The organism is Streptomyces canus (genome assembly GCF_030815415.1).
Classification (GTDB): domain Bacteria; phylum Actinomycetota; class Actinomycetes; order Streptomycetales; family Streptomycetaceae; genus Streptomyces; species Streptomyces canus_F.
In genome coordinates this window covers 5,318,832-5,330,743 of the sequence record NZ_JAUSWW010000001.1, presented here as the reverse complement: position 1 = coordinate 5,330,743, position 11,912 = coordinate 5,318,832, and the positions used below count along the sequence as shown (strand labels likewise).

14 protein-coding genes, 1 tRNA gene and 3 pseudogenes are annotated in these 11,912 nt (G+C 69.7%); 13 read left to right on the top strand and 5 right to left on the bottom strand.

What is annotated here, in order from left to right:
* Nucleotides 1-9: 9 nt before the first annotated feature.
* The 4 genes from QF037_RS24745 (at nucleotide 10) to QF037_RS24730 (ending at nucleotide 2,420) form a co-directional block, all read left to right on the top strand.
* The gene (locus QF037_RS24745; RefSeq protein ID WP_307028731.1) at nucleotides 10-714 is read left to right on the top strand and encodes a siderophore-interacting protein; all 705 of its coding nucleotides are present in this window, start codon (nucleotides 10-12) and stop codon (nucleotides 712-714) included.
* 25 nt (nucleotides 715-739) lie between these two features.
* Complete coding sequence (locus tag QF037_RS24740; protein ID WP_307028729.1) at nucleotides 740-1,333, top strand: HhH-GPD-type base excision DNA repair protein; 594 nt, start codon at nucleotides 740-742, stop codon at nucleotides 1,331-1,333.
* 55 nt (nucleotides 1,334-1,388) lie between these two features.
* A complete protein-coding gene (locus tag QF037_RS24735; protein ID WP_307028727.1) occupies nucleotides 1,389-2,045 on the top strand; it encodes an HdeD family acid-resistance protein in 657 nt (218 codons plus the stop codon).
* 69 nt (nucleotides 2,046-2,114) lie between these two features.
* Nucleotides 2,115-2,420, top strand: coding sequence for a hypothetical protein (locus tag QF037_RS24730; RefSeq protein WP_307028725.1), 306 nt, complete (start codon nucleotides 2,115-2,117; stop codon nucleotides 2,418-2,420).
* Nucleotides 2,421-2,618: 198 nt separating this feature from the next.
* Here QF037_RS24730 and QF037_RS24725 read toward each other — a convergent pair.
* From QF037_RS24725 to QF037_RS24710, 4 genes and pseudogenes are all read right to left on the bottom strand, one after another.
* Nucleotides 2,619-3,221: pseudogene (locus QF037_RS24725) on the bottom strand (helicase HerA-like domain-containing protein); the annotation flags it as partial.
* Nucleotides 3,222-3,226: 5 nt separating this feature from the next.
* A complete protein-coding gene (locus QF037_RS24720) occupies nucleotides 3,227-4,855 on the bottom strand; it encodes a transposase (protein ID WP_307028723.1) in 1,629 nt (542 codons plus the stop codon).
* Nucleotides 4,848-5,423: an IS607 family transposase gene (locus QF037_RS24715; RefSeq protein ID WP_307028721.1), complete on the bottom strand. Its 576-nt coding sequence runs from the start codon at nucleotides 5,421-5,423 to the stop codon at nucleotides 4,848-4,850. Before QF037_RS24715 ends, QF037_RS24720 begins: the two co-directional genes overlap by 8 nt.
* A gap of 39 nt (nucleotides 5,424-5,462) precedes the next feature.
* Nucleotides 5,463-6,506, bottom strand: a pseudogene (locus QF037_RS24710) (helicase HerA-like domain-containing protein); the annotation flags it as partial.
* Nucleotides 6,507-6,610: 104 nt separating this feature from the next.
* Between QF037_RS24710 and QF037_RS24705 the strand changes: the two are divergent.
* Complete coding sequence (locus QF037_RS24705; RefSeq protein WP_003999914.1) at nucleotides 6,611-6,907, top strand: type II toxin-antitoxin system VapB family antitoxin; 297 nt, start codon at nucleotides 6,611-6,613, stop codon at nucleotides 6,905-6,907.
* 99 nt (nucleotides 6,908-7,006) lie between these two features.
* A complete protein-coding gene (locus QF037_RS24700; protein ID WP_307028719.1) occupies nucleotides 7,007-7,654 on the top strand; it encodes a LytR C-terminal domain-containing protein in 648 nt (215 codons plus the stop codon).
* Between the two features lie 117 nt (nucleotides 7,655-7,771).
* Here the strand turns inward: QF037_RS24700 and upp are convergent, their stop codons facing one another.
* On the bottom strand, nucleotides 7,772-8,407 hold the full coding sequence (upp, locus tag QF037_RS24695; RefSeq protein ID WP_307028717.1) for a uracil phosphoribosyltransferase: 636 nt from the start codon (nucleotides 8,405-8,407) through the stop codon (nucleotides 7,772-7,774).
* Between the two features lie 141 nt (nucleotides 8,408-8,548).
* Between upp and QF037_RS24690 the strand changes: the two genes are divergently transcribed.
* From QF037_RS24690 to QF037_RS24660, 7 genes and pseudogenes are all read left to right on the top strand, one after another.
* Nucleotides 8,549-8,719, top strand: coding sequence for a hypothetical protein (locus QF037_RS24690; protein WP_307028715.1), 171 nt, complete (start codon nucleotides 8,549-8,551; stop codon nucleotides 8,717-8,719).
* Between the two features lie 244 nt (nucleotides 8,720-8,963).
* A complete protein-coding gene (locus QF037_RS24685) occupies nucleotides 8,964-9,497 on the top strand; it encodes a tRNA adenosine deaminase-associated protein (protein ID WP_307037349.1) in 534 nt (177 codons plus the stop codon).
* Nucleotides 9,498-9,553: 56 nt separating this feature from the next.
* Nucleotides 9,554-9,980 (top strand): annotated as a pseudogene (gene tadA / locus QF037_RS24680) (tRNA adenosine(34) deaminase TadA).
* A gap of 44 nt (nucleotides 9,981-10,024) precedes the next feature.
* A tRNA-Ser gene (locus QF037_RS24675) sits at nucleotides 10,025-10,109 on the top strand.
* Nucleotides 10,110-10,284: 175 nt separating this feature from the next.
* A complete protein-coding gene (locus QF037_RS24670; RefSeq protein ID WP_307028713.1) occupies nucleotides 10,285-10,461 on the top strand; it encodes a hypothetical protein in 177 nt (58 codons plus the stop codon).
* Between the two features lie 26 nt (nucleotides 10,462-10,487).
* A complete protein-coding gene (locus tag QF037_RS24665; protein ID WP_046260675.1) occupies nucleotides 10,488-10,781 on the top strand; it encodes a Dabb family protein in 294 nt (97 codons plus the stop codon).
* A gap of 175 nt (nucleotides 10,782-10,956) precedes the next feature.
* A complete protein-coding gene (locus QF037_RS24660; protein WP_267015472.1) occupies nucleotides 10,957-11,805 on the top strand; it encodes an RNA polymerase sigma factor SigF in 849 nt (282 codons plus the stop codon).
* Nucleotides 11,806-11,912: the final 107 nt, after the last annotated feature.

The window sequence follows — 11,912 nt, the reverse complement described above, 5'->3', positions numbered from 1 at the left end:
GAACAGACGATGGGGCAGGGGCACGGCTGGGAGGGCGCGGTCCTCAAACTGCTGCGGGCCAAGGACTACGTCCTCACCGTCACCGGCGCCGAGGACGTCACTCCGGACTACCGGCGCATCCACCTCACCGACGGCGGCCTGCTCGCCGCGACCGGCGTCCACCCCACGATGTGGGTCCGGCTGTGGTTCTCCGACGCGGGCAAGCCGCACCAGCGGGCCTACACCCTCGTCGACCCGGACCCCGCGGCCGGCACCTTCGGCCTGGAGTTCGCCCTCCACGAGGGCGTGGCGAGCGACTGGGCACGGAACGCGAAGCCCGGCGACACCATCGAGGCGACGGTCCACGGCACGGCGTTCGAGAACCCCGACCCGGCACCGACCCACGTCTTCGCGATCGGCGACCCGGCGTCCCTGCCCGCCATCAACTCCCTGCTGGAGGCGCTGGACCCGTCCCCGGCGACGGTCTGGTTCGAGGGCGGCACGGACGGCCTCCCCTTCCGCACGGACCCGGCCCGCCATGACGTCCGCCCCTCCTCATCCCTGGTCGACGAGGTGAAGAGGGACCTGCCCGACCTCCTCAAGACCCACCCGGACGCGTACGTCTGGATCGCCTGCGACACGAGGACGACCCGCACCCTGTCCTCGTACGTCCGCAAGGACCTCGGCGTCCCCAAGGAGCGGATGCACGCGCTGGGGTACTGGCGGGCGGCCTGACCCCGTACGCGGCATGATCGGGGTCATGGACGTCACCCTTCACCTCGCCCAGGACCCCGAGGCCGACGAGCTCCTCGGGCGTTCCCCGCTCGCCGCGCTGGTCGGGATGCTGCTGGACCAGCAGGTTCCGATGGAGTGGGCGTTCAAGGGGCCCCGGACGATCGCGGACCGGCTCGGCCTCGACGACCTCGACGCGCACGAGATCGCCGCGCAGGACCCGGACGCCTTCGCGGCCCTGCTCTCGGACAAGCCGGCGGTCCACCGCTACCCGGGCTCCATGGCCAAGCGGATCCAGCAGCTGTGCCAGTACCTCGTCGAGCACTACGACGGCAACGCCGAGCTCGTCTGGAAGGGCGTGGCCGACGGACGCGAACTGCTGCGCCGGCTGGAGGAGCTGCCCGGCTTCGGCAAGCAGAAGGCCCAGATCTTCCTGGCCCTGCTGGGCAAGCAGCTCGGCGTACGGCCCAAGGGCTGGCGGGAGGCGGCGGGGGCGTACGGCGAGGCCGAGTCCTTCCGCTCGGTCGCCGACATCACCGGCCCGGAGTCACTGGTCAAGGTACGGGCGCACAAGCAGGAGATGAAGGCGGCGGCGAAGGCCGCGAAGGCTGCCGGCAAGTAAGCCGATCGGCGCAGCCCACCGCGCGGGGCGACCGTACGCGGTGCAAGCATGGACCATGACCGAGGCACCGCACGGCTCCTCCTGGGGCCGGGAGTTCGACGACCGCAAGGTCCACACACAGCAGCGCGCCCATGAGCCCGAGCCGCCCGTCGAGGGCCCCCTGCACGCCCTGTCCAAGGCGGCCTGGCAGGTCGTTCTGATCACCGGCATCGCCTCGCTGGTCCTGGGTGTCCTGGTGCTGATCTGGCCGGGCTCCACGCTCCGCGCCACCGGCGTCCTGTTCGGCGTCTACCTCGTCGTCAGCGGCGTCTTCCAGCTGGTCTCGGCCTTCGGCACGCACAGGACGACCGGGCTGCGCGTCCTCGCCTTCATCAGCGGCGCCCTGTCGATCCTGCTGGGCCTGTTCTGCTTCCGCGGCCCCATGCAGTCACTTCTGCTGCTCGCCCTGTGGATCGGCGTCGGCTGGCTCATCCGCGGGATCACCCAGACCCTGGCCGCCGCCTCGGACCCGTCGATGCCCGCTCGCGGCTGGCAGATCTTCCTCGGGATCCTCACGTTCCTCGCCGGGATCGTGCTGATCGACTCCCCCTTCGAGTCGGTCGCCGTCCTCACCGTGGTCGGCGGGATCTGGCTGGTCGCCGTGGGCATCGTCGAGATCGTCACGGCCGTACGGATGCGCGGACAGGCCCGGAACGTGCCGCGCACGGTGTGAGTAACCCGTGCGAGCGGATCTGACGGACGACGCGATGAACCTCGTACTCCCCGGGGCAGACCAGCAACCATGAGCAGCACCAGAACCTGGCTCCGTGCCTTTGTCCTGCTGCTCGCGCTGCTCGTGCCGGGCGGCCACGCCGGGGCGCACGCCGCCACCGCCGTCACCCCGGTCGCCGGCGAGGTCGCCGAGTACGACGTCCTGGACACGGCCCTGCGGCCACCGGCCCGCGCCGCCCACCGTCCCGTCGTACCCCTGCACCCCGCGCCCCGGCCCGCCCCGACGCCCGGCGTCCCGGCGGGCCGCCCCCTCCCGACGCCGCCGCGGCCGCCGTACGCCCTGAACACCCTGCGCTCGGTGGTCCTGCGCTGCTGACCGGCCCTCGCGCCACAGGTCAGTCAAGCAGCGACGCAAGGAGCACGACCATGCCCATCGACCCGTACGCCGTCCTGCGCGCCCTCGTGCGCGCCGAGGCCTCCCGCAACACGCCCAAGCCGCAGCCCCGGGAGGGCAAGCCGCCCGTGAAGGAGGCAAAGCGCGGATGATCCGGTGCGGAGGCGGGGCCTTACGGGGTCACCGCCTCCGCCGTGCCGTACCGAAGACCGAGCGGCTGATCTCGCGGCCGATCTGCGTCCCCAGGGAGCGGGCGAGGGACTTGAACACCCCGCTGCGGACGACCTGTTCGACCATGGAGGGGTCTTCCTTGGGCTCAGCCTTCTTGGACCCGGTGTTCTTGGCGGGGGTCTTCGCGGGAGGGGCCGTCATCTCGTCCGGCCCCTTCGCACCCCGCGCCGCATTCAGCTTCTCGTACGCCGACTCGCGATCCACAGCCTGTGCATAGCGCCCGTGCAACGGCGACGCCCGCACCGCCGCGTCGAGGGCGGCGCTGTCGATGGGGCCCATCAGGGACTCGGGGGCGCGCAGACGGGTCGCCGCGACGGGTGTCGGGGCACCCTTCTCGCTGAGCACCGTGACCACTGCCTCCCCCGTCCCCAGGCCGGTGAGCAGCTCCTCCAGGTCGTACGCCGAGTTGGGGAAGGTCTTCACCGTGGCCTTCAGGGCCTTCTGGTCATCCGGTGTGAAGGCCCTGAGCGCGTGCTGGACGCGGTTGCCGAGCTGGGCGAGGACGTCGGCGGGTACGTCCTTCGAAGTCTGCGTCACGAAGAAGACCCCGACCGTTCCTAAAGACTGAGCGGGAGTGAGTCCTGTTGCCAGAACCCGTGCTCAGCCGCGTGCCCCGAACGGTGTTGGGCACACTGGTCCCCCGCTTTCGCTCTCACGTGCGGCGCAACGGGTCGTGCCCGTTGTCCGGGGACGGAGGGGCGGGTTTCCTCACGCCCTGAGACGCCCGGTCGGGCCTGGACGGTCCGATGCCCCGCACGATCGCTCTGGTCGTGCGGGGGCGGTGCCGTCCGTCGCCGGATCGGGTGCCCCAGGGCGCGCCTGCCGATCGCCACGGCTGCCGCGTCGTGGCGGGTGGTCTTCCTGGTGTTGCTGGTGAGGGGCTTTTGCCAGTGCTTGGCGCCCCACATCGAGGTGTAGGCGGGGTCCACGGCGACGATCGTCAAGCCGAGTTCGGCGGCCATGCTGACGAGCCGGGCGCGTAGCTTGCTCACGGGCATGCCGGAGATCAGCTTGCGGAACCGCTTGCGGCGGCCGTGCTTCTCCCGGGTCTTCTCCGCGCTGAAGTCCAGGTCTTCGATGCCGATGGCGAGTTGGCGCCGGGCTGCCCAGTGCAGGAGTCGGATGAGGGCGTGCCGGACCTGCGCGTCACGGTGATCGGCGGTGCCGGACAAGGTGAAGAAGAACCTTCGGGGCTCACCGCACGGGTTGCCATGCTGGTCGAGCCGCCAGGCGGCCAGGTGGTCGGCGTTGGTGTCCACGCCGATCAGCCCTGCGGCGCGGGCCTGCGCCAGGGGAACGGTCTTGACCGGTGGAATGGACCAGGAGGCAGTCAGGTACCAGCGCCCGCGCTGCACGTCTTCGTGGATGCGGTAGGCGACCGCCCGGTCGCCGGTGACGCGGTCGGCCCATTCGTCGCCCCGGTGGTGGAACACCACGGTGCCAGTGAAGACGTACCGGCCGCGTGGGGCGTTGGCCAGATGAGCCAGCGGGGCGGGCAGCTTGATGCTGACCTCCCCGTCAGGGGTGACGCGGATCGTCTCGTTCCCGAACCGCTTCCCCGACTCGCCGTCCGCCTGGAGAAACCGGCGCTCGGCCTCCCAACGCTCACGCCATCGGGCCTCGGTCAGGTTCGCGGCCGTGAGATTGTGCCGGGTGCCAAGCAGGCGTTCACCGCCGCGTGCTACCCGGACGCGCCCGGCCCCACGGTCGGCCCGCTCAGCAATCAGCCGGTCCTCAAGCAAGTGCAGGCGGCGGGACTTGGCGAACCACTCCTGCTTCGTGCGGTATCCGCCCGGCGCCCGCTTTGTGCCCTTCTCCCCGACCGGGAGGGACAGCCGGTGCGCAATCGTACGGACACCGGCCTCCAGGTTCTGGATGTGGGCGAGTTGGGCGCGGCGGGACAGCGCCCACTGGTCGTGGGTGGCCTTCGTGATGCTCCCGGCCCAGCGGGACGACGCCTCTTGCGTCAGGATGCGCTTCCGCTCCGCCCACTGGTCGGTGTCGTGCTCCAGACCGGCCGCACAGCGGGCCTTGAGGTCACGCCCGGCCAGCGTCCCCAAGTGGTCACCGACCAGCCTGAGCACCTTCTCGTCCTCGGCCGTGATCGCCTTGAGCCGGGTACGGACCGCGACGCCGGACGGCCCGAGAGCAACGAACGGCGGATCAATCGGGCGCAGGTCAGCCACGTTCGGCGGCCTCCAGCGCGGCCTTCGCCCGGTTCTTCGCCGAGCGGCGGCCATACAGGCGGGCGCAGAACGACGTCAGCACCTCCACCATGTCGCGCACCAGGTCGTCCTCAACCTCGCCGTCATCCAGCACCAGCAGGCGACGGCCCGCCGCGGACAAGGCGGCCTCGACAAGCTCGACGTTCATCCGGCCGAGCCGGTCTTTGTGCTCCACCACCACGGTGGTCACCTGCGAGTCGGCCAGCAGACGCCGGGCCTTGGAACGGCAGCCGTTCATCCCGGAAGCGATCTCCGCCTCAACACGAACGACTCGGTGACCGGCCTTCGCCGCCCACGCCGACAGCCGAGCGACCTGGCGTTCCAGATCGGTCTTCTGATCGTGCGAGGAGACGCGGGCATACAGGCCCAGACCGCCGATGGCCTCGGGCGTGGTGTTCGCGTCGATGTTCACCAAGATCGTGCGTGGCCCGACCCGCTGAGCCGGTACCGGCAACGTCCCCTCACGGAACCAGCGATACGCGGTCTGCGGATGCACGCCCTGCGTCTTCGCCCATTCCGTCAGATTCACGCTCTGACAACGACACTCACTCATACATGGTTACGCTCACTTACCCGACTTCGAGGGCCAGCAGGTAGAGACCCCTTTCGAGCGAATCAGCCGGACGGTCTGCGTGATCGAGTCCAGGAACGCCTTCGAGGCGTCATGGAAGAGCAGATGCGCCTCGTCGAAGAAGAAGACCAGCTTCGGCTTGTCGGCGTCCCCGACCTCGGGCAGATCGTGGAAGAGGTCGGCGAGCAGCCACATCAGGAACGTCGAGAACAGCTGCGGTTTGTCCTGCACGGCGGGCAGTTCGAGGACGGAGACCATGCCGCGCCCGTCCTGCGCCGTGCGCAGCAGCTCGTGCGTGTCGAACTCCGGCTCCCCGAAGAAGCCGGCCATGCCCTGCGCCTCGAAGGCGGTGAGGGAGCGCAGGATCACGCCCGCCGTCGCCGTGGACAGTCCGCCGATGTTCTTCAGCTCGCTCCTGCCCTCGTCCGAGGTCAGGAAGGTGACCACCGCCCTGAGATCCTTGAGGTCGACCAGCTCCAGGCCCTTGGTGTCGGCGTAGTGGAAGATCAGACCGAGCGACTGCTCCTGGGTCTGGTTGAGCTGGAGCACCTTGGACAGCAGCAGCGGGCCGAAGTCCGTGATCGTCGCCCGCACGGGGATTCCGTGGCCGAGGCCGCCGAGGGCGTAGAACTCTGCCGGGAAGCCGGTCGCCGTCCACGCCTGGTGTACGTCCGCGGCGCGGGCCCGCACCTTGTCATTGGGGGCTCCGGGCGCCGAAATCCCGGACACGTCGCCCTTGATGTCCGCGAGGAACACCGGCACACCCTGCGCCGAGAGCTGCTCGGCGATCAGCTGGAGCGTCTTGGTCTTGCCGGTACCCGTCGCACCCGCCACGAGACCGTGCCGGTTCAGCATCGGCAACGGGATCCTGACCTGCGCGTCCGGCAGACACACCCCGTCCCACAGGAGGGCGCCGAGATCGAGGGCGGGGCCGGTGAAGGCGTACCCGGAGGCGATCTCCAGGGCCTCCTTCGGAAGGGCCGGCGCACCGCCCGGGGCCTCGGGAGCGGCGGCCTGCGGCATGGTCTCGCTGTCACTCATCTCAGGCACCTGTTCCGGTTTGCCCCCGTTTAAGGCATCTTTTCCAGCATCACACTCCGTCGCCATGGCTGCGCCCGGTGAGGCTTGACCGGTAGGCTTTCCGTGTGATCTTCAAGCGCATCGGAAACGGCCGGCCGTACCCCGACCATGGCCGGGAAAGCACCCGGCAGTGGGCGGACGTCGCGCCGCGCCCGGTCCGCCTCGATCAGCTCGTGACGACCAAGGGCCAGCTCGACCTGGAAACCCTGCTCGCCGAGGACTCCACGTTCTACGGCGACCTCTTCGCGCACGTCGTGAAGTGGCAGGGCGACCTGTACCTCGAGGACGGCCTCCACCGCGCGGTGCGGGCGGCGCTCCAGCAGCGCCAGGTGCTGCACGCGCGTGTGCTTGAGCTGGACTAAGCGGCGGACTTGTAAAGGGTTGGCCCTTTCGGGTTCTTCCGGCCCGAATCCAATGATCATTTAGTAGGCATCGCCGCCCGGGCGCACTACGCTGCGCCCATGAGCATGCTGACTCCCCCAGGCATGGGCGGCAAGTACCGGATCACGGGGGACAAGTACCCGCGCATGCGCCGTCCCCGGCGGCGGGGCAGGCTCGTGGTCGCCCTGGTCGCCTCGGTCACCGCGCTCGGCCTGGTCGGCTGGGGCACCCTGCAGCTCATCGACGTCTTCACCGGCGGCGGCGACAAGGCCTCGGCGGCCGGCTCCAAGGCGGACTGCGCGACGAAGGCGTCCCCGTCGGCCTCGTCCTCGTCCTCCGCCACGGCGTATCCCAAGCCCGCCCAGATCACCGTCAACGTCTTCAACGCCACCCCCCGGGCGGGGCTCGCCAAGAAGACCGCGGACGAGCTGAAGAAACGCGGCTTCAAGATCGGCGACGTGGGCAACGCGAGCGCGGAGTTCGACAAGAAGGTCAAGGGCACGGGGCTGCTGCTCGGCCCCACGTCCGCCGTGAGCACGTCGTTGCCGGTCCTCGGCACGCAGCTCGCGGGCGCGGAGACCCGGGCGGACACCCGCAAGGGCACCGACGTGGACCTGATCATCGGCACCGGCTTCAAGTCGCTGACAGCAAAGGCGACGGCGGCCAAGGCCCTGACCAAGCTGGGCGCACCCCAGCCGACGCCCACTTCTTCGAAGAAGTCCTGCTGAAGAAACCTGAGGGGCGCGGGGCTGTATCGATGTGCGGCTACCGCCGCGTGGGCGCGACCAGCCACATCGGACCCGCGGTCGCCCGCGTGACGCACCCACTACGGCGAAACGGCGCCCTTACTCAGCGGCGCCGTAAAGACGATCGCCCGCGTCACCGAGGCCCGGCACGATGTACCCGTGCTCGTTCAGGTGGTCGTCGACCGCCGCCGTCACCACCGTGACCGGCGTACCCGCGAGCTCCCGCTCCATGACCTCGACGCCCTCCGGCGCAGCCAGCAGCACCACGGCCGTCACATCGTCCGCACCCCGCTTGATCAGCTCCCGGATCGCCGCGACCAGCGTGCCACCGGTGGCGAGCATCGGGTCGAGGACGTACACCTGACGCCCGGAGAGGTCCTCCGGCATACGCGTGGCGTAGGTGGACGCCTGGAGCGTCTCCTCGTCGCGCACCATGCCCATGAAGCCCACTTCGGCGCTCGGCAGCAGGCGGACCATGCCGTCGAGCATGCCGAGGCCGGCGCGCAGGATCGGCACGACCAGGGGGCGTGGGTAGGAGAGCTTGACGCCGGTGGTGGTGGTGACCGGGGTCGTGATGTCGACCGCTTCGGTGCGCACGTCTCGCGTGGCCTCGTAGGCGAGCAGGGTGACCAGTTCGTCGGCCAGCCGACGGAAGGTCGCGGAGTCGGTGCGCTGGTCGCGCAGGGTGGTGAGCTTGTGAGCGACCAGAGGGTGGTCGACGACGTGGAGACGCATGTCCACAACATTAACCGGGCCCGTTGTCCCCGGCGTCCCGTGCGGCTTCCCCGGCCGAGGCAAACCGCGCTTCACCCGTCCGCTGGCATCAAACCCCCCGTCGGAGGGAAAGTGGGAGAGACGCAACCGGGTGGTGAGCCTATGCCGGACCAGGAGTCACAACAGGAGACCGATGCCGAGCGCCGCAGGCGCCGCGCCCAGTTCCTGCGCGATCTCGCCGAGGCCCGTGAGCTGCGCGACCGTGTCCAGCCCCGGCGCGCCAAGGCGGCCCGGCTGCGTCACGCGATGCGCATGCGCACCTTCCGCTGGTAGGCCAACCGGCAGGCCGATCCGCCCTCTTCGGGGCGCCCACGTACGTCCCTGTCGCCCGGGCCGCGTACGATCCCGCTGGTGGACGATCAAAACGGGCGGACACAGGGTGCCGAAGACGTCCCCTGAACGCTCCGTTTCTGCCACGATTCCGAGTGGGTGGGGCTCGGAGCCAATGCCTCCCCGCCCATAGCCTCCGCCGGGGGGACCCCCAACCGGCACGCCTATGACCAGTGGGAGAGTCACGGTGTACTTCGCCGCACTGCTCGCGCGCACCGAAGACGGGTGGGAAGCGAGCGACACAGAGCTCCTCGACAATGTGGAGACGCTGTCGGATCTGGCCGACCTCGCCCGGGAAGCCGCGGCCGAGGACGACACGGTGCTCGTGCTGATCGAACAGGAGGACGCCTGGTTCGGCGTCGTCCGTATCGACGGCGAGGACGACCCTCGTATCTACGTCTCGGACGCCGCCGCCGCTGCCCGCAGCAGTTACGGCGAGATCCTGCTCACCGACGAACTGCTCGGAAGGGAGCCCGAGGACGACGAACCCGACCTGGACGCCCTCGATCTCGACGGCACCGAGGACGGTGAGGACGAGGACGGGGACGACGCCGAGAGCGGCGGCTCCGCCGAGGTCGTGCCGCACGGTCCGGTCGGCGACCCCGGCGTCCTCGACGACCTGGGTGTCAGCGAGAAGGAGCTGAAAACCCTGTCGACGGACGCGCTCACCGAGATCGCCGAGTCCCTGGGCGCCTCGGAGGTCCTGGAGACCGTCCGCTGACCGGGGAGACCATCGAGGGCCCCCCGGACCCGGTACGCGACCGCTGGCGAGCCGCGATGCGGCTCGCCCTGGACGAGGCCGGGCGGGTGGGTCCGGACGTGCCGGTGGGGGCCGTCGTCGTGGCCCCGGACGGCACGACCGTGCTCGGGGCGGGGCACAACGAACGCGAGGCGGTCGGCGACCCGACCGCCCACGCGGAGGTCCTGGCGATCCGCCGGGCGGCCGCGGAACTCGGGGAGTGGGCGGCTGACCGGCTGCACGCTGGTCGTCACCCTGGAACCGTGCACGATGTGCGCGGGCGCGCTGGTGCAGTCCCGCGTGGACCGCGTCGTCTACGGCGCCCGCGACGACAAGGCCGGCGCGGCCGGCTCACTCTGGGACGTCGTACGGGACCGGCGGCTCAACCACCGTCCCGAGGTGATCGCGGGCGTGCTCGCCGAGGAGTGCGCGCGGCTCCTCACGGACTTCTTCCGGACCCGGTAATACCGATTTCAGAGCACGCCCCACCGTGTTGTAAGGTCTCTCTCGGTAGCGTGTCCGAGCGGCCGAAGGAGCTCGCCTCGAAAGCGAGTGTGGCGCAAGTCACCGAGGGTTCAAATCCCTCCGCTACCGCTTCTGAAGGGCCCCGTCGAGAGACGGGGCCCTTCGTGCGTGGCAGCAGGACGCCAGGGGCTCGACAAAGAGCCCGGAACCGCAGGTCGTTGGTCCTTAAATGTGATGTGCGGAAGTTACACTCGCGGCCGGCACAGGAGTCCCAACAGGCACGACAGTCACGGGGGAGGCCGCGGTGGCGGTGAATTCTAAGAGGGCCGCTGTCTACATACTCGTGGTCTTCATTCTGTACGTGATCATCACGGACCCGGCCAAGGCGGCGGACTACGTCCAGATAGGGTTCGAGGGCATATCGGACGCCGCCAAGGCCATCGGTGACTTCTTCACCTGGCTCGCCGACGGGGCGCAGTAGCGGCTGATCGGAAGCTGGGAGCGCACATGATCCGCCACCTTGTCCTCTTCAAGCTCAACGAGGGCGTCGAGCGTGACGACCCGCGGGTCGTGAAGGGCGTCGAGGCCTTCCGCGCCCTCGACGGCAAGATCGAGGACATCCGCTTCTGGGAGCTGGGCTGGAACCTGAGCGACCGGCCCATCGCCTACGACTTCGCCATCAACTCGGGGTTCGAGGACGCCGACGCGCTGCGCCGGTACGTGGAGCACCCGGAGCACCAGGCGGGGGTGGCGCTCTGGAAGGAGTTCGCCACCTGGGTGATCGCGGACTACGCGTACTGAGCTTCTCCCTCACCTCGTATGGCCCCTCGCCGGAACGGCGGGGGGCTTTCGTGCGTCGCGTGGCCCAACTCTTCCCTCAACACGGTGTTATGCGGTGCTTGCACACAGTGCACATGTCTTGTGATGCTATGACCGCTTTTGACGGATGAGTTGACCGATGTAGACCGATGAAGAGGTGGCGTTGACCGTGTCGGCCAGTACCGCGCCGCCCCAGGAAGAGGCGCCCGCCCAGACCCCGGCGCCCGCCGCCCCCCAGCGCAGCCGCGGCGCCGACACCCGGGCGCTCACCCAGGTGCTCTTCGCCCAGCTCAAGGAGGTCCAGCCGGGTACGCCGGAGCACAACCGGGTACGCGGAGCGCTCATCGAGGCCAACCTCCCGCTCGTGCGCTATGCCGCCGCCCGCTTCCGCTCCCGCAACGAGCCGATGGAGGACGTGATCCAGGTCGGCACGATCGGGCTCATCAACGCGATCGACCGCTTCGACCCGGACCGGGGCGTGCAGTTCCCGACGTTCGCGATGCCGACCGTCATCGGCGAGATCAAGCGGTACTTCCGTGACAACGTGCGCACCGTCCACGTGCCCCGCCGACTCCACGAGCTCTGGGTGCAGGTCAACGGCGCCACCGAGGACCTGACGACCGCCTTCGGGCGCACCCCGACCACCGCCGAGATCGCCGAGCGGCTGCGCATCGGCGAGGACGAGGTGCTGTCCTGCATCGAGGCCGGGCGCTCGTACCACGCGACCTCCCTGGAGGCCGCCCAGGAGGGCGACGGCCTCCCCGGACTGCTGGACCGGCTCGGCTACGAGGACCCGGCGCTGGACGGCGTGGAGCACCGCGACCTCGTCCGGCATCTGCTGGTCCAACTGCCGGAACGGGAACAGCGAATCCTTCTGCTGCGCTACTACAGCAATCTCACCCAGTCGCAAATCAGCGCGGAACTCGGCGTCTCCCAGATGCATGTCTCGCGGCTACTCGCGCGTAGCTTCCAGCGGCTGCGATCTGCCAATCGGATCGATGCATAAGAGGCGCACGGGGGCGCGTTCCGGAACACCCCAGTTCGCAAGCAGGATCGAGGCGTAACCGGCACGAGCGAATCGCTCACCAGGCCCGTTCCCGACACTTCTGCGCC